Genomic DNA, 21,029 nt, shown 5'->3' on the forward strand with positions numbered 1-21,029 from the left:
TTAATAATTGATATTTATTATAAATTCAATAGCTTTCTTTAATTTTTCCATCACAACATCCCATTTATAGTTATTTTCAACATATTTTATTCCATTTTCTCCCATCTTTTTACTTATTTCTGGATGCGTAATTATAAAGTTTAAAGTTTCTATAAACTCATATTTATTTTCAAAATAAAGCCCTCCGTTACTCAAAACAGCATGTTCTTTCAGGACTTCACATTCTCCATTTAGCAACACAGGGATTCCTAAAAACATAGCTTCTAAAGTAGACAATGATAGACTTTCAAATTTAGAAGGTAATACTAAAAGTTTTGCTTGCTTAATTAAATTTACTTTCTCTTCCTCACCTACAAATCCTAAAGCTATTATATCCTTATGTTTTGGTATATTCATTACATTTTTACCAGCCAAAACTAATTTTAAATTATTATTGTATATTTTTCTATATTCTAAAAAATTTTCAAACATTTCTTTACAGCCTTTAGATTCATCAATTCTACCTACATAAACAATATAGTCATCTTTTATACCAAATGCTTTTTCTAAATCTATATCTGGTGTATTTTTATCAATATCTACACCCAAACCAACTATATCATTTTGTATATGATTATTTTTAAATCTTTTATTTACAAAATCTCTTTCTGTTGTCGTTGAATATAGTATTGCTCTTGGTAAATTAAAAGTTTCATTAAATATACTGTAGTATATTGGTGGTTCATCATGAGCAGTAGGAATTAATATACTTTTTTCCGGTGCAACTTGTAATCCAAAATAAGTTGTATAATACAAATATGTAAGAAAAATAATAACATCATAATCCTCTTTATAATCTTTAAGATACTCTATCAATTTTGATGAATGAGGTCCTTGAGCTTTTTGCCACTCTATTCCTAAATTCTTATTTTCTTTATCATTACTTATTTTTTCAGATATTTTATTAAATTTATTTTGATCCCTTTCAAAATCAACTTTTTTTCTTATAACTTTTACACCATTTATACACTCTGTTCCTTCTCTATATTCATTTTTCCATGTAACATAATCTATTGCACAAGTTGTTAAAACTGATACGTCATAATCATCCATAAGTCTTTCTGAAAGCTGTCTGCAATGAAGTTCAGCTCCTCCATTAATTTCAAGTCCATATCTTTGAACAACAAATAAAATTTTTTTCTTCATACTATCCACCTATTCGTTTAATAAATTCCAATAGCTGTTTTTCTACTTTTTCTAATTTAAAATCTTCAAGTCTTTTATTTTGTTTCTTGATTATTTCTTTTTTTATATTTTCATCTGAAAGAATAAAATTCATTAATTCTGATATTAAAAAATAATCTTTCTTATTTATAATTACTCCACTATTTCCTAAAGTGTATTTTATTGCACTACTGTTATAAGCCAAAATTGGAATTTCAAAAAACATACTTTCGACTAATGGAACACAAAATCCTTCATGTTCACTCATGCATAAAAATAAATCTGCGACTTTATAAAAAGCTAAAATTTCTTCAAATTTTATATGCCCAGGAAATATGACATCACTTTCTAAATTTAATTCTTTGATTAATTTTTTTAACAATTTTGAATAATTTTCAAATCCTCCATCATTTCCAACTAAAATTAATCTAGAATCTTCACTAACATATTTTTTATAATAGTAAAAAGATTTAATTATATCTTCATGCGCTTTGTTAGGAGCTATTCTTCCTACAAATAATATATTTTTCTTACCATCTGAATATGCTTTTATAATTTTCTTATCAGGAACTTTTTCATAGTCTCCAAAAGGAATTAATATAGGCACTGTCATTATGTTTTTATATTTTAGTTCATCAAGTTCATTTTTATTATAATCTGAAACAGCCAAACTATAATCAAAATATGTACTTGCATATTCCAATCCTTTTCTACCATATTCTACTAAATTATATAAATACTTATTGTATTTTTCCATATACTTTCCTGGAGTAATGTTATGATACCTCATTATTTTTTTGCATTTATATTTTTGTAATGAAAAACTTAAGTCAGTTCCAGTAGATTTGTGATAAATCAAAATATCATTTTTATTTACTTTTTTTAATTTACTTATATAAAAAACTTTATCCTTTACTCTTTTATCTATATTTTCTGCATAAAGTTCAGAGGTATACCCATTTTTTCTCAAGATTTTATCAATATTTATTGCATCATTACTAACTGCATCTCCATAACTCATTGTTGGTAAAACTTGTATTATTTTAATTTTCCTCACCTACTAACTCTTTAAAAAAATTTATATATTTTTTAGTAACAATTTCTCTATCAAAATTTTTGAAAACATACTCTTTCCCATTTTTCCCCATTTTATCTGCTATCTTAGAGTTATTGATATAAAATTTTAAAATTTCTTCAAATTCAAAATAATTATTAAAATACAGTCCTCCATTTGACTCTATTGCAAAATTTTTTGTTACCTCACATTTACCATTTACTATAACAGGTGTTCCAACAGCCCAAGATTCCATAATTACTATTGAAAAACTTTCATTTACAGAAGGCTGTATTAAAGTTATAGCATTTGCATAAGCTCTATATTTATCTTCTATACTTACAAATCCCAAATCATAGACATTTTTCTTTATATTTTGAGGAATCTGTATTTCTCCTCCTCCTATTAATACCAAATCTAAATTAATAGAAGTATTTTTTTCTTTAAAAATGCTAAAATATTTTAATAAAAGATGAACATTTTTTCCTTCATCTTTTCTTCCAGCATAGAGTATATATGGATTTTTCAAATTGTACTGCTCTTTAAAACCTTCTAATTTATTTGGTATGTTAAAATCTAGCCCTTCTCCTAAAACAGGAATTTTAATATTTTCCATACCATAAAGTCTTTTTGCTAATTCTTGTTCAGGTTTAGCATGAAAAATAGAAGCTAATGAAATATTAAAAATTTCTTTTATTGTTTCCATATAAGCATATGATTCATCATGCAAACAAGGTATTATTACCGCTTTTTTTCTAGCTTTTTTTACTCCATAATATGTTGTTCCAAACATATAGGGAATAAAGCAAAACAACGAATACTCGTCTATATTTTCTTCAATATAATTTTCTAACTCTATACTTCTAACCATTTCTTCAAAAAAAATTTTTTCTTCTTCTATTGTTATCCTATGATTATTCATTAATTTAAAATTAATTTTATCGAATTTTTTTGTATTCCTTTTTCTAACTTTAAATCTTTTAACTTTTATTCCACCCTCTATATAATCTCCCGATTTATAGTAATTATTGTTCCAATCAGACATAAATTTTTCAACACAAGTTGTTAATACTTCTAATTTAATGCCATTTTTTTGTAAATCTTTAATCAAACCTCTTAATTCTGTTTCTGCTCCACCTGGTATCTTATCCCCATACCATGGAACTACAAATGCTATTTTTTTCATCTTAATCACTTCCACGCAATTACCGCATAATCTTGATATCCAAATAACATTTCATACATTCTTCTAATTTTTTCATTATATTTTTCCAATTCTTTTGAATCCATATCATTATCTTTAAGTACAGGTGCTTCTATATCAACTGGAGAACTGTAAATAAATTCTACTTTTTTAAAACCATGTTCTTTTAATAACATTTCAATTGTAAACGGATGAACATATTGTCTATGTGTCAAATCTAGGGTATATGCCATAGTTTGGGTTACTAATGCCATTGGATTTATTGTTTCAAGAATTAAAGGACTCCCTTCTTGGAGGTTTTTATATGCTCCTTTTATTAATTTTACTATTTGTGATGGTTTCAAATGTTCTATAACTTGTGATGAAAATATCCCCCCCAAGTTCAAATTATCATTATCATATAAATAACTTACTCCATCTTTTAATTCAACAGACAATCCTTCTTTTTTACATTTTTCCACCATTTGTGGGTTAATATCCATACCAAAAACATATTGTTTTCCCACATTTAGTAAAGTTTTAATAAACTCTCCTCTTCCACAACCTATGTCTAATATATTATCCTTCCCAGCATATAATCTTACAAATTTTTCTTGTAATTTCTGTATACTCTCCTCAGAGCCTCTATATTTATTCTCAAAAGCAAGGTAATCCATATCAAAATTATTTTCTTTTTCTATTTTTTCTAATTTTTTTATTCTTTCGTCTTTTTCATCTAATATTTGTCTTATTTTTTCGTTTTGTTTATTTAAATTATTTATATTTCTAACAACATATGAATTAAATGTTATCTGATCTTGCATCATTGGAACTATATACCATCTAGTCAATTTTCTAATCACTTTTTTTACAAATGCAAACAACTTATTTCTAGATAAAATTTCTCTTTCCAAATTAATATTCCAAACTCGGTTTAATACATCTATATCATATCTAAAATTATCTTCTTCACTTATTTTAGGAGTAAAATCAAAATTATTTATTTTTTCTTCCTCTGCATATCCTTTATCTTTTATATTCTGTCTAATTTTATTCATTATTTCTTCAACATTAATATTGTCAATATTTATTTCAAAGTCATTTTCTTTTATTTCCATATTTTTACATATCCTTTCTTTCCTATAAGTGACTAAATTTATGTTTTATTCTAAATATTCCAGCATCTTTTAAAATACTATAGATACTAAATTTTTTTATTTTTCTTATATAATCATAAGGTTTTCCATATTCATCGTGAAAGGCTATATCCAAATAATATTTACCTTCTAATAATTGAATCTGATCTATTATTACTTCAACAATTCCTTCATCCTGAATCTTAATTTTCCCAAAATTATCAATAAAGGTATTTGTTCCATAACAATTTAATCCATCATTTCTAAAAATTCCGAATCCAAAAACAGAATCTTTTAATTCGTCATTATTTCTTTTGTATTTAACTTGTATTTTTAGCTTGTCTTCTGAATTGTAAGTATCACTTATTTCATCTTTTTCATTCAATAACTTTATACCGATAATTTCAACATCTTTATTCCCAGTTCGATTTTTATCTTTTTTATTTTCTTTTTTTTCAATAATTCTTTCTTCTGTTTTTTCTTTGCTATTTTTTTGATTATTTTCGTTACTTTGTACTTTTATTTTTTTATTCTCGTCTTTACTCATAATGTCATCTAAATATTCTGCAACAATATCATGAGGTATACCTTCATCCTTTATTTTCCCATTTTCTATCCATATAGCTCTATTACATAATCTTTCAATTGAACCCAAATCATGTGACACTATCACAATTGTAATTCCACTTTTTTTTAACTCCAACATTTTATTAAAACACTTAGCTTGAAACCTAGCATCACCAACTGCCAAAATCTCATCAATCAATAAAATATCCGCATCAACATTTATCGCAACAGAAAAAGCCAACCTCATATACATTCCTGAAGAATATGTTCTAACAGGACTATCTATAAACTCTTCTAATTCAGAAAATTCTATGATATCATCTAATCTAGCATCTATTTCTCTTTTCGTAAGTCCAAAAATAGAAGCATTTGTATAAATATTTTCTCTTCCAGTCATATCAGGATGAAATCCTGCTCCTAATTCCAAAAGGCTTGAGATCTTTCCATTTATTTCTATTTTCCCTTTATCAGGATAAATTATTTTTGTCATCAATTTTAATAATGTACTTTTTCCACAGCCATTATGTCCAACTAATCCTACAACTTCTCCTTTTTTTATTTCTAAAGTTACTCCTTTTAAAACTTCGTGTCTTGTATAGCTATTTCTCTGCTTAAAAAAAAGTAATCTTTCTTTTAGTGTATGTCCTTTATCACTGTATATCTTAAAACTTTTTTTCACATCTTTTACATTTATTACAATATCTTTCACCATTATAATTCCTCCGCAAAGTTTTTTTGTAATTTTTCAAACACAAAATATCCAATGATAATCATAATGATTCCATAAATTATTATGCCTCCAAATGAATTGAAACTTGGCATTCTTTTGTAGTATAAAATATCTCTATAAAAATTTATTATTCCTGTCATCGGATTTAAATAAAACCAAAAACGATGTCTTTCTGGTATCATATCAATATTATAAACTATCGGAGTTAAATAAAACCACATCATCACTATTATATTTAAAATATATTCCAAATCTCTAAAAAATACATTTAAAGCTGAAAATATAAAAGTCATCCCCAATACAAGAATATATTGTACAACCATAACAACTGGTAGAAGTAACATATATTTACTAAAACCAATACCACTAACTAAGATTGTTAATAGTACAACTATCATGCTATAAAACATATTCATAAACGCTGAATTACTTGTTACTATTGGTAGTATTATTCTTGGAAAGTATATCTTTTTGATTAAATCTTTATTCATCATTATACTCACAGCTCCTACTTGTATACTAGAAGCAAAAAATATCCAGGGTATTAATCCAACAAATAAATAAATATAATATTTATCAATATCTACTCTCATAATTGTTGAAAACACTATTGTATAAACAACTAATTGCAGAAGAGGATTCAAAAATGTCCATAAAAAACCTAATACTGAACCCTTATACCTAACTTTTAAATCTTTTTTTACTAAGTTTGAAATCATTTCACGGTAATCATATAATTCTTTTAAAATTCTCATAATTTATTTCCCTCTCCAATATTCTAAAACATCTTTCAGTGTTTCATCAATAGAAATTTCTGGAATCCATTCTGTATCTTTCCTAATTTTCGCATTGTCACATTGCACTATTGGTACATCAACTGGACGAAATTTTTCTTTATCTATTTCTATTTTTATTTCTTTATTTGATAAACTAACTAATTTTTCTAAAATATCCTTAACTTTCACAACGTTTCCAGAACCAATATTGTATGATTCTCCGATTTTTCCGTTTTCAAGTAACATTACATAGCCCCTAACAATGTCCCTTACATCAGTAAAATCTCTCAAAGTATCTAGATTTCCAACCTTTAATACAGGATTTGCACCTTTTTCAATTTTTACAATTTTACTTGCAAAATCAGGAACAACAAAATTTTCACTTTGTCTAGCACCGATATGATTAAATGCTCTCACAAATATAATATTCATGTTGTAGGCTTTTACATACAATTTACCAATTTCTTCCTGTGTTTTTTTACTAATTCCATAAGGACTTTGAGGAATTTGTGGTTGTGTTTCTTTAATTGGACAATTCTCAGGTTTTATAATTCCATACTGATCACTTGAGCCAACAATTAATATTTTGGAATTTACATTACTATTTTTTACAGCTTCTAATAAATTTAAGGTTCCATTTACATTAACATCTATTGTTAAAACTGGTTTTTGCCATGAAAGTCCTACCGCACTTTGTCCAGCTAAGTGAAAAATCATATCTGGACTTATATTTTTTATCACGTTATTAACATTTTCTACATCTAGAAGATTCATTTTGAGTATCTTTATTCTAGCATTTTTGTAACTTTCTTTTATTGTTGTTCCATAGACATCATAATCATTTTTTAAAAGGTATTCAGATAAATATCCTGCAACAAAACCATCAATCCCTGTTATTAATACTTTCATATAAAATTTCTCCCTAATTTTTTATTTAGAATCATAGTATATTTTACGTACTTTGTACTGAATATCTTCTAATATTTTTCTATTTGCTGCTATTATATCCGCTTGTAATCCAATAATAAATGATTGTACCCCCACTCCAATTAACATACTTGATAGAATAAGTGATTGGATATTTCCGTCTCCACGCCCTTTTAGATAAAAAACGATAAATCTAAGCCCTATCAAAAAGCCTATAAATATTCACATCATTCCAATTGTACAAAAAAACTTTAACGGCTTATACATAAGAAATGCTCTAAGTATTGTTGGTATTGACTTTTTCACATATCCAAACATACTATTAAAAAGTCTTGAAGGCCTTAATTCAGCATTTGTATTTATAGGAACTGAAATCATAGCCATCTTACTTCTTCCTGCCTGCACAATTGTTTCCAGAGTATAGGTATATTCATTTATTACATTTAATCTCCTAGCAGCTTCTCTACTGTATGCTCTGAATCCACTTGGTGCATCTGGAATTTCAGTGTTTGATACTACTCTAACTACATAACTTCCAAAATGTTGAAGTCTTTTCTTTAAAGGAGAAAAGTGTTTTATATCTTTGATAGGTCGTTCTCCTACAACAATATCAGCTTTTTCATTTAAAATTGGGCTGACAAGTTTTTCTATATCCTTTCCACAATATTGGTTATCTGTGTCAGTATTTACTATTATGCTCCTTCTTTTAAACACGCATCTATCCCTGCCATAAAGCCCTTTGCTAGTCCTTTATTTCTTTTAAAATTTACTATATGATGTACTTCCCATTTTTTAGCAACTTCTACAGTATTGTCTAAACTTCCATCATTTATAACTAGATATTCTATTGTATCAATACCCTCTATTTTTTTAGGTAGTTCATTCAATGCTATTTCTAATGTCTCTTCTTCATTATAACATGGTATTTGGATAATTAATTTCATAATAACTCCTAATAAATATTATTTAACTACTATTTTTAAAAACATGCTTTTTCCCTATTATATAATTCAAAACTACTACTAATATTGTTATAAATATTTTGCTTGGTAATTTAGAAAAATTTATAAAATCTACCATAATAATAAGTCCAAAAAAATCAATTAACATGATAGAACCTCTCGCTATTATAAATCTAAAAATTTCCTTGTAAAGTGAAACTAAATTGGGACATTTACTTTTAAATACAAAATTTTTATTACATATGTAAGCTGTTATTTTTACTACTACAAGTGATATTAGATTTGAAACTTTATACTCAAAATTTAAAAATAACAATATTTGAAATAATAAAACATTCAATACAGAAGTTAATATACCAAAAACAGTATATAAAATTGTCTCCTTATTAATCACTTTAGATAACATTCTTTCTATCCTCTTCTTGTGTTTAATTTAACTTTAATTATTTTTCAATAGTTCTAGGTCATTTTCAACCATTCTCTCAACTAGTTCTGTAAATGATATTTCTCTTTTCCATCCTAATACTTTTTCAGCTTTTACAGGATTTCCAATTAAAATATCAACTTCTGCTGGTCTAAAGAATTCAGGATTTACTCTAACAACTATTTCTCCTGTTTTAGAATCTTTACCTATTTCATTAACCTCTTTTCCTTCCCAAATTATATCTATATCCACACATTTAAAGGCTTTTTCAACAAACTCTCTAACTGTTCTCGTTTCATTCGTTGCAATTACATAGTCATCTGCTTTATCTTGCTGCAACATTAACCACATTGCTTTAACATAATCTTTTGCATGTCCCCAATCACGTTTTGCATCTAAATTCCCTAATTCTAAAACATCTTGGACTCCTAATTTTATTCTTGCTACAGCATCTGTTATCTTTCTTGTTACAAATTCTTTTCCACGCCTTTCCGATTCATGATTAAATAAAATTCCTGAGCATGCATACATGCCATAACTTTCCCTATAATTTTTTGTTATCCAATGTCCATATAATTTTGCTACTCCATACGGACTTCTAGGATAAAAAGGGGGTCTCTTCATTTTGGGGAATTGCTTGAACTAGCCCAAACATTTCGCTTGTAGAAGTTTGATAAAATTTTGCTTCAGGCTTTACTGTTTTTATAGCTTCAAGCATGTTCAAAGCTCCAATTCCATGAATTTCTGCAGTTGTAACAGGTTGTTCCCAAGATGTTCCTACAAATGACTGAGCTGCTAGATTGTAAACCTCATCAGCTTGTGAAATTTGCATTGCATTTATTAATGAAACTAGATCTGTCATATCAGCATATATAAATTTTATTTCGTCTTTTTTATGTTCTATATTTCCAAAAGTAGTTACACTTTTTCTTCTCATCAATCCATAAACTTCGTATCCTTTTTCCAATAACAATTCTGCCAGATATGAACCGTCCTGACCATTTATTCCAGTAATTAAAGCTTTTTTCATTTATATTCTCCAATTCTCATTTTATAAATATTCATTTCTATTACAAATTTTTAAGTTATTAATAACTTCTTTAACTTCTTGCGTATTATCTTTGTGACAAATCAGCGTTACATCTTCAGTATCCACAATTACTATATCTTCTAATCCAATAGTTGCGATGAGTTTTTCATTACCTTGTATTATTGAATTTTTTGTTTTTATGCTTATAACATTTCCACTTATAACATTTCCATCTTGATTTGTCTTATTAATTCTTTCAAGTGAAAGCCAACTTCCTACATCATCCCATCCAAAGTTTCCTGGAATCACATAAATATTTTTAGCTTTTTCCATTATTCCATAATCTATAGATTCTGATGGAAGATTTGGAAATTCTTTTCTTAACACTTCTTCATATTCTTCTGTATTTATTGACTCTCCTATTTTTTGCAGTCCTTCATAAATTTCTGGCAAATATTCTTTAAAATTTTTCAAAATAGTTGATACTTTCCATACAAAAATTCCACTATTCCATAAATATTGTCCACTTGTTAAGTATTCTTTAGCTTTTTCTAAAGTTGGTTTTTCCACAAAACGCAAAACTTCATAAATATTTGTACTATCTTTAAAGTTTTGACCTTTTGTAAAGTTAATATACCCATATCCTGTTTCAGGGTAATTTGGAGTAATTCCTATTGTCGCTAGATTATCATCTTTTTCAACAACGTCTAATGCTATTTTCAATGTATCAATAAAAATTTCATTAAATTTAATTAAATGATCCGAAGGTAAAATTATCATTTTTGAATTTATATCCTTTTTTGCAATATGCACTGCAGCAAGTCCAATGCAAGGTGCTGTATTTTTGGCAACTGGTTCAATGATAATATTTTCTTTCGGTATATCTGGAATATGTTCTAAAACCAAATTTTTATACATTTCATTTGTTACCACGTAAACATTTTCAATGTCTACTAAATTTTTTACTCTTTCAACAGTATGTTGTATCATGGATTTCCCATCATCTGTTAAAGATAAAAATTGCTTTGGCAAATTTGTTCGACTTTTAGGCCAAAATCTTTCACCTTTTCCACCAGCCATTATTACTATTGAAGTCAATGTAGCTCCTCCTTTTTTATCTGAAATTTTATTAGCGTGTTTTCAGAATTATAGAAAACAACAACTATTATTATAAATTATTTTTTTAATAAACTTTCTAAATATTTTTTATAATCACAATTTTTTAACTTATTTATTATTTTAACAAGCATTTCTTTGTCTATCCAGCCTTTTGTATAGGCAATTTCTTCAAGACAAGCAATATAAAAACCTTGTCTATTTTGAATTGCTTCTACAAAATTTGAAGCTTCTAACAAACCTTTTGGTGTTCCTGTATCAAACCAGTTCATGCCACGTCCGAGAGTTTTTACTTTTAATTTTTCTTCAATCAAATAAAGATCATTAATTGATGTTATTTCTAGCTCTTTACGTTTTGATGGCTTTAATGTCTTAGCTTTTTTTATAACTGTATTATCATAAAAATACAGTCCCGGGATTGCAAAATTTGATTTAGCTATTTGCGGTTTTTCTTGTAAAGAAATGACATTTCCATGTTTATCAAATTCAACAACGCCATAATCACTGGGATTTTTCACTGGATAACCAAATATCATTGCACCATTATTATTTAATTCTGTTTTTTTAGAATTTTCAAAGTAATCAATTGCTTCTTCAAGAATTTTTGAAAATCCATTTCCATAAAATATGTTATCTCCCAAAATCAATGTAACATTATCACAATCAATAAAGTCTTCTCCTATCAAAAAACATTCCGCAATTCCATTTGGCTCATTTTGAATTTTATATTCAATATTTATTCCTAATTGCTTTCCATCTCCAAGAAGATTTTCGAATAACAAGATATCTCTTGGTGTGGAAATTATTAAAATATCCTTTATATTTGCAAGCATAAGTACAGATAAAGGATAATAAATCATAGGCTTATCATAAACTGGCAATATTTGTTTGGAAATAGATTTTGTCAATGGATAAAGTCTTGTGCCAGAACCTCCAGCTAAAACAATCCCCTTCATAAGTCTCCTCCTTAAATAAACCGTTTTAATAAAAAGAAATTTTTCAGTTTCAATATTATTTGCCTTTTCCAAATAAAACAGCCTTAGCCGTTTTTGCAATAATAAGCACATCAAGTATTAAATCCTGATGTTTTAAATAGTATAAATCATATTCAAGTTTTCTCTTTGCATCATCTAAACTTTCACCGTATGGAAACATTACTTGAGCCCAACCTGTTATTCCAGGTTTTATAAGATGTCTTAAATTGTAGTGGCTTATCTGTTCTGCGTAATCTTTGGCAAGTATATCCCATTCTGGACGTGGTCCAATAAAACTCATTGTCCCTTTCAAAATATTCCAAAGTTGTGGTAATTCATCGATTCTTGTTTTTCTCATAAATTTCCCAAATTTTGTAACTCTTGTGTCACAATCCAAAGTATACTTTGAATGTTTTTTAGGATCATGTAATTTCATACTTCTAAATTTATAAACTTTGAAAGGTTTCATATTTTCGCCTATTCTTGTTTGTTTAAATATAACTGGCCCTTCAGATTCGCATTTAATAATTATCGCAGTAATTAATGCGAGAGGAGAAAGAACAACCATCAAAATTAATGCTAGTATTAAATCCATTCCTCTTTTTATATTTCTTTGCATTTCATTGTTCAAAATATCAAATCCATTTGATTGTAAAATCCATTCTTCATTTATTTGATTTATATCAATTTTCTTTTGGATATCTTCATTGAATTCTTCATAATTCATTATTTTTAATCCATTAATTTTCAAATCAAAAATACGTTTTGAATATTTTTTAAAATCAGGACTTTTTATATCTTTTACAATTACTAGAATATCCACATTATTTTTTGCAATAATTGACTCCATTTCATCATATTTTCCAATTAAATATTTTGTTGCTCTAGTTTTATTATTTGAAATATATCCAATATAATTATAGTCAAGGGTATTTATGATATCTTCTTGGATATTATTGTCTATATGATTTGACCCAAATATTAATACATTTTGTTTTTTCATATAAATTGAGCATATAATTTTTCTAAAAATTACTTGAAACACAAATATTAATCCAAACATATAAAATACATCAAAACGCTTCCAAAAGGCATATAACATTACAGAAAAAATACTATCAATTCCTAAATTTATAAAAACATCCTTAAGCCTAAAACGTTCTGCATAAAAATCCAGTTGTCCAAATACAAACTTTACAAATATAAATAAAATAAATATAAAATTTGTTAAATATTTTACTACATAGTCATATTTATCTAATAAAAGACTATAAATCATATATAAAATAAAAATATATAATATACGTATGCGTATATCTTTATTTAGTTTCATAATTATTCATCCTCACTTAACAAATCATTTATATAAACTCCATTTAAGAAGCATTCATTGAAGATTTTATCTTAATTTTTTTACTAAAAGAATAACATTTTCTAAGACAAAAAATTATAATTTGTATTAAATAATTTCAAATGAGAAAAAAGATGAAAAAATTTATTTGAATTTTTGTTTTATTCTCTATTTTTTATACATAATTACAGCATGAGTATAACATATTTTATTAGGAAATTCAAGTACTGGCAATTCAATAAAAATATGGCTTGGAAGTAATTTTAAACATTATAATGGTATGTGTTTGTTTTTTATATTTTTTAAAAATTTATTCAATAAGTTATACAACTCTGAAATTTAAATCCAGCAATCTAAATCTTTGAAATTGTTATTTTACTTAAAATTTGATATACTAAACTTATAAAAATAAAAAATATGGAGGAAAAAATTATGAATTTTAATAATTACAAATATGAACATTTGGACTTGGAAAAAACAAAAGGAGAATTTTCAGAACTGATAGGCAATTTTGAAAAGGCAGAAAATGTGGAGGGACAAATTGAAGCGTTTGATAAAATAATAAAGCTGAGAAACCATATTGAGACTATGCAGACGCTTGTTTCGATTCGGCACAGCATTGATACGAACGATGAGTTTTATGATAAGGAAAATGAGTATATGGATAAAATTAGTCCAATTTTATTTGGATTTACTAATGATTTTTATAAAGCCCTTGTCAATTCAAAATTTAAAGATGAACTCATCAAGAAATACGGGAAATTGCTGTTCGACTTAGCGGAAAATACATTGAAAGTTTTCTCGAACGAGATTATTCCAGATGCACAGGAAGAAAATAGATTATCCAGTAAATATTCAAAATTGATTGCCAGTGCAAAAATTGATTTTGATGGGAAAGAGCTTAATTTATCGCAAATGGTTCCCTATACGCAATCAACGGACAGAAATGTGAGAATTGAAGCCGCAAAGAAAGTAGCTCAGTTTTTTGCTGAAAATCAAGAAGAATTTGACAATATTTATGATTCGCTTGTAAAAGTGAGAACTAAAATGGCACAGAAAATGGGATATAAAAATTATGTGGAATTTGGGTATAAACAACTTTCAAGGCTTGAATACGATGCAAAAATGGTGGAAAGTTACAGAAAGCAAGTACTTGAAAACATTGTTCCACTGTATACTGAACTTCGTAAAAGACAGGAAAAAAGGCTTGGTGTTGAAAAACTTAGATTTTATGACGAGTCTATAAAATTTAATTCTGGAAATGCCGATCCACATGGTTCATCTGAATGGATTTTAAATCATGGTAAAACAATGTATAAGGAACTGTCGAAGGAAACTGATGAATTTTTTACATTTATGACTGAAAATAATTTGCTTGACTTGCTTTCTAAAAAGGGGAAAATGAGTGGCGGATACTGCACTTATATTCCAGAATACAAGGCTCCATTTATTTTTGCCAATTTTAATGGGACTGCACATGATATCGATGTTTTGACGCACGAAGCGGGGCATGCTTTTCAAGTTTACCAAAGCCGAGGTTTTGATGTGCCTGAATATTTATGGCCAACTTATGAGGCTTGCGAAATTCATTCAATGAGCATGGAATTTTTGACTTGGCCGTGGATGAAATTATTCTTTGAAAATGATACAGAAAAATATAAATTTATTCATTTGTCAGAAGCTCTTTTATTCATTCCTTATGGCGTAACAGTCGACGAATTTCAGCACTGGATTTATGAAAATCCAGAAGTTACGCCACAAGAGCGTCGTGAAAAATGGCTTGAAATTGAGAAAAAATATTTACCAACTAGAGATTACGGAGAAGTCAATGAATTGAAAAATGGAATTTTCTGGTTTAGACAAGGACATATTTTTAGCTCGCCATTTTACTACATCGACTATACTTTAGCTCAAGTCTGTGCTTTCCAATTCTGGATAAAATCAAGGGAAGACAGGGAAAAAGCATGGCAGGATTATTTGAACCTATGTAAACTTGGAGGAAGTAAATCGTTCTTTGAACTTATGAAATCTGCCAATCTGAAAAATCCATTTGAGGAAGGAACATTAGCGGCTGTAATTCCAAAAATTAAAGAATATCTGGATAGTGTCGATGATATGAACTTGTAATTTAAATCATTATTAAAAATAAAATTTTAAAATATTTCTGTTTTTCTATTGATTTAAAAAAAATTTAGTGATATAATAATTGTAGATACAAATTTAAAAGAATAATATATTAATTATATGGAGGTAATGTATAATGATTTATGAAAATATCTTAGACTTAATTGGAAATACACCTGTAGTAAAACTAAAATTTTTAAATGAAGAAAATATTGCTGATATTTATGTAAAACTTGAAAAATACAATATCGGTGGAAGTGTAAAGGATAGAGCGGCTCTTGGAATGATAGAAGCAGCTGAAAAAGAAGGAAAATTAAAACCAGGAGGAACAATTGTAGAGCCAACGTCGGGAAATACTGGAATTGCATTAGCTTTAATCGGAAAAGCAAAAGGATATAAAGTAATAATCATCATGCCTGATTCGATGAGTGTGGAAAGAAGAAGCATCTTGGCAGCTTACGGAGCTGAGTTAATATTGACTGAAGGAGCAAAAGGAATGAAAGGTGCAATCGCTGAAGCTGAAAAATTAGCGGCTGAAAATGGATACTTCTTGCCTCAGCAATTTGAAAACCCCGCAAATCCTGCTAAACACTATGAAACTACAGCAAAGGAAATTTTGAATGACTTCCCACAAATTGATGCCTTTATTTCAGGAGTTGGAACTGCTGGAACTTTATCAGGAGTTGGAAAAAGATTGAAAGAAGAAAGACCTGGAGTGCAAGTGTTCGCTGTAGAACCTGCAACTTCTGCAGTATTATCAGGAGAACAACCTGGAAAACATTCTCAGCAAGGTCTTGGAGCTGGATTCATTCCTGGAAATTATAATCCTGAACTTGTTGATGAAGTTATAAAAATAACAAATGAAGAAGCTATTGAGTTTGCAACAAGAGCTTCAAAGGAAAATGGACTATTTATAGGAATCTCTTCTGGAACTGCAATTGCAGCTGCTTACAAGGTGGCTAAAAAATTAGGAAAAGGCAAAAAAGTTTTAGCAATTTTACCTGATGGTGGTGAAAAATACTTATCAGTTGAAGTATTTAGAAATAATTTATAGAAAATAATATGGCAATAATTCTTTGATATTATAGATAATAAGATGAATTGCCTTTTTTACAATCCTTAAAAAATTTTATTACATTTGTATAAAAAAGTTGTGTTTAAAATAGTTTTAGTATATAATAAGATATAATTTTTAAGGAGTGTGATTACTATTTTTAAATGGTTACAAAATGAAATAAATAATATCGCAGAAAAGGATCCGGCAGTAAGATTTAAAATAGAAGTCTTTCTCTATCCATCCCTGCATGCGGTTATTAACCATAAGATTGCTCATTTTTTTCAAAAAAGGAAATTGTATTTTTTGGCAAGGCTTATTTCTCAAATTTCACGTTTTTTTACAGGAATAGAAATTCATCCGGGAGCAAAGCTGGGAAATAAAATATTTTTTGACCACGGGATGGGAATTGTAATTGGAGAAACAGCCGAAATTGGCAATAACTGCGTTATTTATCATGGGGTAACTCTCGGAGGGGTAAGTACCTCAAAAACTAAAAGACATCCGACATTAAAAGAAAATGTAACAGTTGGAACTGGAGCAAAACTTTTAGGAAATATAATAATTGGTAAAAATGCAAGAATTGGAGCAAATTCAGTTGTTTTACGAGATGTACCTGATGAGGCTGTCGCTGTAGGCATTCCTGCCAGAATTATCCCAAAAACAGAAGAAGATTACTATATGTGGTATATTTAATTTATTTTTGTTATTTAAAAAAAATAAGTCCTTTTCTATTAAGTTTTAGGACTTAATTTTAAAAATTTTGAATATAATCTAAAAAACTAATATAAAAATCAAAAAAATTTGACAACCAAAATAAAATATGATATATTTTTTATATGAAATTTGAGTAAAAGAATTTATTTCATTTCTTTGATTAAAAAATACAATAAATAGTGGGATACATGATATCCAAAATAAATAAAAACTAATAACGGAGGCTTAATATGGCAAAAGTAGGAATTTTTTTCGGATCAACAACAGGCGTAACTGAAGATATAGCTCATAAAATTGCAGAAAAAATTGATGGAGCAGAAGTTTTTAATATTGATGGGAATGAAGATAAGTTAGAAGACTTTGATGTACTGCTTTTGGGAGCTTCTACATGGGGGTTTGGAGACTTGCAAGATGACTGGGCTGCAGTTGTCGATGACTTGGCAAACAAAGATTTCAGTGGTAAAAAAGTAGGATATTTCGGTAGTGGAGATCAAGGAACATTCTCTGATACATTTATGGATGGAATTGGCATTCTTGATGAAGAAATCCAAAAAACTGGTGCAACAATTATTGGAAAAACTTCAGTTGAAGGATATGAATTTAACGAATCAAGAGCTGTAAAAAATGGTCAATTTTTAGGACTTGCTTTAGATGAAGTTAATCAGTCTGAATTAACAGATGAAAGAATTGATGCATGGGTTGAACAAATCAAAAAAGAATTTTAATAATAAACCATGTCTGTGAATAATAAAAATAATTTCACAAAAGACAAATTAAATATGATTTTAGCTATATTTTATATATAACTAAGATAAATCAATTTTCACAAGTTGATTTTCTCTCCAAAAATAAAGAAGACGTTCACAAGGACGTCTTTTTTTATTTTATTGTTCTTTTCTTTCTTTAGTATAAATTAAAAACTTAATCAAACAGTGGCATCTTAGATTCTAACTTGTTAAAAATATAGACTAAGTCAAAGAAAGTAACATTACGTTTCAAAGTTATACAATATCTCTAATAATCAATATTTAGATTTAATTTTTAAAATTTTCGAATAAAAATCAAAAAAATACTTGATTTTTTTAAATTATATGATATACTATAATAGAAAACAGTATTTAAAAAAATGTAAAAAAGGAGCTGATTAGCATGAAAAAATTAATTCTAGTAGGATTTTTAGCATTTGGAGCATTAGGATTTTCAAGATACGTAGAGGAGTGTTATGTTACTGGTAAAACAGGTAGATCTGTAACGTGTGAAAGTGCAGAATCAGGAAGAACATTCCAATTTACAAGTGGTAGATTATCTTCTGTTTCAAAAGGATATTCTTATAAAATTTATTTTGAAGGTACTGGGTACAGAGGATTGCGTTTAACTAGAGCAAAACTTCTTGCAGGTTAATAAAAATTAAAACCTTTACCAACAATAAAATTATTAAAAACTCTAGGTTTATAAAAAACTTAGAGTTTTTTTTTGAAAAATAAATAAAAAATTATATTATTCTATCCAAATATTAGATTTTATTAATTTTTTCGATTTTTAAAAAATTTGAAAATATATAAAAAGGTATTGGATTATTATAACTTTTCTAGTATAATAAATTTGTATAATTTTAGTATAAAAAAGGAAAATTCAATGAAAAAAGGTATCGGAAAATCACACAGTAAAATAATATTAATTGGAGAACATTCTGTTGTTTACGGTTATCCTGCCATCGCTATTCCACTAAAAAAAATTAAAATTGAATGTATTGTAGAAGAAGCCAAAAGCAGCTATTTCCCTAATAAGACTGATACTATTTCAGTTGCTCTTTTTACTGCATTAAAATATTTAAAAAAAGAAAATGCAAAAATAAAATATAAAGTAACTTCTCAAATACCGCCAAAACGTGGAATGGGCTCTTCAGCAGCTGTGAGTATTGCCGCAATCCGGGCAGTATTTGACTATTTTGAGGAAAATCTGGATGATGAATTGCTGGAAAAACTGGTTCACACGGCAGAAATTGTAGCCCACAGTACACCAAGCGGGCTGGATGCCAAAACGTGCCTTAGCGATAAAGCCATAAAATTTATAAAGAACAAGGGATTTTCATACATTGACTTAAATCTCGATGCATATCTTGTAATTGCAGATACAGGCATTTATGGAAATACTGGCGAAGCAATTCAAAAGGTTAAAAATTTAGGAAGTAACGCTGACAGTTCTTTAAACAAATTAGGAGAATTGACAGATGAAATGGCTAAAATCTTGACTGAAAATATTGAATCCAAAGAAGAAAAAGTCCATAAAATAGGGAAAATTATGACAAAGGCAAACATAGAACTCAGAAATTTGAATATAACCATTGAAAAAACAGACTTATTTGTAAAAACAGCAATCGAAAATGGAGCAAGTGGAGCAAAAATTTCTGGTGGAGGATTAGGAGGATGTGTAATCGCACTTGCTAAGAATCTGGGAATTGTAGAAAAAATAAAAGATAAATTGTTAAAATGTGGAGCAGAGAATATTTGGGTGGAGAAAATTTAATAAAAAAAAGGAGTAAAAATGGTAAAAGTCAAATCTTATGCTAATATTGCGATTATAAAATACTGGGGAAAAAAAGATACAGCAAAAATGATACCTTCCACAAGCAGCATTTCCCTTACTCTTAACGATATGTTCACAGAAACAGAGATGGAATTTATAAATGATGAAGATATTAAAATTGCAGTTGAAAAAGATATAAAAAGCGAAAATTGTAAAGATAAATATTCAGACATGGCAGATTTATTTTATTTGAATGGCGAATTGCAGGATAGTATGCATACAGAAAAGATTAGCAAAGTTGTGGATTTATTCAGGGAAAACAGGAATCAGAAAGTAAAAATTTCTACAACCAATAATATGCCAACGGCGGCGGGACTTTCTTCCAGTTCGAGCGGTTTATCTGCTATAATAAAAGCTTGCAATGAACTTTTTGGAAAAAACTATACGCAATCTGAACTTGCACAGATTTCAAAATTTGGTTCGGGATCTTCTTCGAGAAGCTTCTTTGGGCCTGTTGCGGCTTGGGATAAGGATACTGGAGAAATTTATGAGGTAAAGACAGATTTGAAACTGGCAATGATTGTGCTTGTGCTGAATGAAAATAAAAAGGAAATTTCAAGCCGAAATGGAATGGAACTTTGTGCAAAAACTTCGACATATTTTGACGAGTGGGTAAAACAGTCTGAAATTGACTTTATAAATATGAAAAAATATCTTGCTGAAAATGATTTTGAAAAAGTAGGAACTTTGACAGAAGAGAATGCTCTTAGAATGCACAAGACAACTGAAACTGCAAATCCTCCGTTTACATATTTTAATGAAAAAACTTATGAAGCAATGGATTTTGTAAAAAATTTGAGAAATAATGGGAAAAAATGCTATTTTACAATGGATGCAGGGCCTAATGTGAAGGTACTTTGTCTGGAAGAGGATTTGGAAAAATTAGCAGGAATTTTTGAAGAAAAGTATAAGATTATTGTGAGCAAGACTGTGAAATTATAATTGTGAAAATTATAGTAAAACTGCTTTAAAACAAAACTCAAAAGTTATGACTATTTTACTCAAACCCTAAATTTATATAATTTTTAGTAGTTTAATTTTAAGTAGGTTTGAGTATAATTTGAAATTGAAAATAAAAAATTATGATTATTTCTAAAATTGTTTGATTTTATCAG

23 protein-coding genes are annotated in these 21,029 nt (G+C 27.8%); 7 read left to right on the forward strand and 16 right to left on the reverse strand.

The annotated features are described in order from the left end of the window. From ACZ5B9_RS11880 to ACZ5B9_RS11955, 16 genes are all read right to left on the reverse strand, one after another. Window positions 1–1,185 (reverse strand): glycosyltransferase family 4 protein, encoded by a 1,185-nt coding sequence (locus ACZ5B9_RS11880; protein ID WP_464422772.1) that lies wholly within the window; start codon window positions 1,183–1,185, stop codon window positions 1–3. A 1-nt stretch (window position 1,186) separates the two neighbouring features. Then, window positions 1,187–2,260, reverse strand: a complete 1,074-nt coding sequence (locus ACZ5B9_RS11885; RefSeq protein WP_464422773.1) for a glycosyltransferase — start codon at window positions 2,258–2,260, stop codon at window positions 1,187–1,189. After that, window positions 2,247–3,443: a glycosyltransferase family 4 protein gene (locus ACZ5B9_RS11890; protein WP_464422774.1), complete on the reverse strand. Its 1,197-nt coding sequence runs from the start codon at window positions 3,441–3,443 to the stop codon at window positions 2,247–2,249. The genes ACZ5B9_RS11885 and ACZ5B9_RS11890 overlap by 14 nt, the downstream gene beginning before the upstream one ends. A gap of 5 nt (window positions 3,444–3,448) precedes the next feature. Further along, window positions 3,449–4,558 (reverse strand): class I SAM-dependent methyltransferase, encoded by a 1,110-nt coding sequence (locus tag ACZ5B9_RS11895; RefSeq protein WP_464422775.1) that lies wholly within the window; start codon window positions 4,556–4,558, stop codon window positions 3,449–3,451. 22 nt (window positions 4,559–4,580) lie between these two features. After that, window positions 4,581–5,855, reverse strand: a complete 1,275-nt coding sequence (locus ACZ5B9_RS11900) for an ABC transporter ATP-binding protein (RefSeq protein WP_464422776.1) — start codon at window positions 5,853–5,855, stop codon at window positions 4,581–4,583. Next, the gene (locus ACZ5B9_RS11905) at window positions 5,855–6,628 is read right to left on the reverse strand and encodes an ABC transporter permease (RefSeq protein WP_464422777.1); all 774 of its coding nucleotides are present in this window, start codon (window positions 6,626–6,628) and stop codon (window positions 5,855–5,857) included. The genes ACZ5B9_RS11900 and ACZ5B9_RS11905 overlap by 1 nt, the downstream gene beginning before the upstream one ends. 3 nt (window positions 6,629–6,631) lie before the next feature. Then, window positions 6,632–7,558, reverse strand: coding sequence for a GDP-mannose 4,6-dehydratase (locus ACZ5B9_RS11910; RefSeq protein WP_464422778.1), 927 nt, complete (start codon window positions 7,556–7,558; stop codon window positions 6,632–6,634). A gap of 21 nt (window positions 7,559–7,579) precedes the next feature. Further along, on the reverse strand, window positions 7,580–7,783 hold the full coding sequence (locus tag ACZ5B9_RS11915; RefSeq protein WP_464422779.1) for a hypothetical protein: 204 nt from the start codon (window positions 7,781–7,783) through the stop codon (window positions 7,580–7,582). A 15-nt stretch (window positions 7,784–7,798) separates the two neighbouring features. After that, window positions 7,799–8,290 (reverse strand): glycosyltransferase, encoded by a 492-nt coding sequence (locus ACZ5B9_RS11920; protein WP_464422780.1) that lies wholly within the window; start codon window positions 8,288–8,290, stop codon window positions 7,799–7,801. Further along, window positions 8,269–8,520: a glycosyltransferase gene (locus ACZ5B9_RS11925; RefSeq protein WP_464422781.1), complete on the reverse strand. Its 252-nt coding sequence runs from the start codon at window positions 8,518–8,520 to the stop codon at window positions 8,269–8,271. Before ACZ5B9_RS11925 ends, ACZ5B9_RS11920 begins: the two co-directional genes overlap by 22 nt. Window positions 8,521–8,542: 22 nt before the next feature. Next, window positions 8,543–8,944 carry a GtrA family protein gene (locus tag ACZ5B9_RS11930; protein WP_464422782.1) on the reverse strand — a complete coding sequence of 134 codons (402 nt, stop codon included), beginning with the start codon at window positions 8,942–8,944 and terminating at the stop codon, window positions 8,543–8,545. A 33-nt stretch (window positions 8,945–8,977) separates the two neighbouring features. Continuing rightward, window positions 8,978–9,586 carry a GDP-mannose 4,6-dehydratase gene (locus ACZ5B9_RS11935; RefSeq protein WP_464422783.1) on the reverse strand — a complete coding sequence of 203 codons (609 nt, stop codon included), beginning with the start codon at window positions 9,584–9,586 and terminating at the stop codon, window positions 8,978–8,980. Beyond that, the gene (locus ACZ5B9_RS11940; protein WP_464422784.1) at window positions 9,561–9,992 is read right to left on the reverse strand and encodes a GDP-mannose 4,6-dehydratase; all 432 of its coding nucleotides are present in this window, start codon (window positions 9,990–9,992) and stop codon (window positions 9,561–9,563) included. The genes ACZ5B9_RS11935 and ACZ5B9_RS11940 overlap by 26 nt, the downstream gene beginning before the upstream one ends. A gap of 21 nt (window positions 9,993–10,013) precedes the next feature. Continuing rightward, complete coding sequence (locus ACZ5B9_RS11945) at window positions 10,014–11,090, reverse strand: mannose-1-phosphate guanylyltransferase (protein ID WP_464422785.1); 1,077 nt, start codon at window positions 11,088–11,090, stop codon at window positions 10,014–10,016. 77 nt (window positions 11,091–11,167) lie between these two features. Next, window positions 11,168–12,064, reverse strand: coding sequence for a glucose-1-phosphate thymidylyltransferase RfbA (rfbA, locus tag ACZ5B9_RS11950; protein ID WP_464422786.1), 897 nt, complete (start codon window positions 12,062–12,064; stop codon window positions 11,168–11,170). Between the two features lie 55 nt (window positions 12,065–12,119). Then, window positions 12,120–13,415 carry a sugar transferase gene (locus ACZ5B9_RS11955; RefSeq protein WP_464422787.1) on the reverse strand — a complete coding sequence of 432 codons (1,296 nt, stop codon included), beginning with the start codon at window positions 13,413–13,415 and terminating at the stop codon, window positions 12,120–12,122. Between the two features lie 450 nt (window positions 13,416–13,865). Between ACZ5B9_RS11955 and ACZ5B9_RS11960 the strand changes: the two genes are divergently transcribed. The 7 genes from ACZ5B9_RS11960 (at window position 13,866) to mvaD (ending at window position 20,856) form a co-directional block, all read left to right on the forward strand. Beyond that, on the forward strand, window positions 13,866–15,560 hold the full coding sequence (locus ACZ5B9_RS11960) for a M3 family oligoendopeptidase (protein WP_464422788.1): 1,695 nt from the start codon (window positions 13,866–13,868) through the stop codon (window positions 15,558–15,560). Between the two features lie 133 nt (window positions 15,561–15,693). Next, entirely contained in the window at window positions 15,694–16,611 is a 918-nt protein-coding gene (gene cysK, locus ACZ5B9_RS11965; protein ID WP_464422789.1) for a cysteine synthase A, read from the forward strand. A 147-nt stretch (window positions 16,612–16,758) separates the two neighbouring features. After that, window positions 16,759–17,307, forward strand: coding sequence for a serine O-acetyltransferase EpsC (epsC, locus tag ACZ5B9_RS11970; protein ID WP_464422790.1), 549 nt, complete (start codon window positions 16,759–16,761; stop codon window positions 17,305–17,307). 251 nt (window positions 17,308–17,558) lie between these two features. Then, window positions 17,559–18,053: a flavodoxin gene (locus tag ACZ5B9_RS11975; RefSeq protein ID WP_021768870.1), complete on the forward strand. Its 495-nt coding sequence runs from the start codon at window positions 17,559–17,561 to the stop codon at window positions 18,051–18,053. 424 nt (window positions 18,054–18,477) lie between these two features. Beyond that, window positions 18,478–18,729, forward strand: a complete 252-nt coding sequence (locus ACZ5B9_RS11980) for a hypothetical protein (RefSeq protein ID WP_036070439.1) — start codon at window positions 18,478–18,480, stop codon at window positions 18,727–18,729. Between the two features lie 234 nt (window positions 18,730–18,963). Continuing rightward, window positions 18,964–19,854 carry a mevalonate kinase gene (gene mvk / locus ACZ5B9_RS11985; protein WP_464422791.1) on the forward strand — a complete coding sequence of 297 codons (891 nt, stop codon included), beginning with the start codon at window positions 18,964–18,966 and terminating at the stop codon, window positions 19,852–19,854. An 18-nt stretch (window positions 19,855–19,872) separates the two neighbouring features. Next, window positions 19,873–20,856, forward strand: coding sequence for a diphosphomevalonate decarboxylase (mvaD, locus tag ACZ5B9_RS11990; protein WP_464422792.1), 984 nt, complete (start codon window positions 19,873–19,875; stop codon window positions 20,854–20,856). Window positions 20,857–21,029: the final 173 nt, after the last annotated feature.

It is taken from the genome of Leptotrichia sp. SK-5, assembly GCF_055387215.1.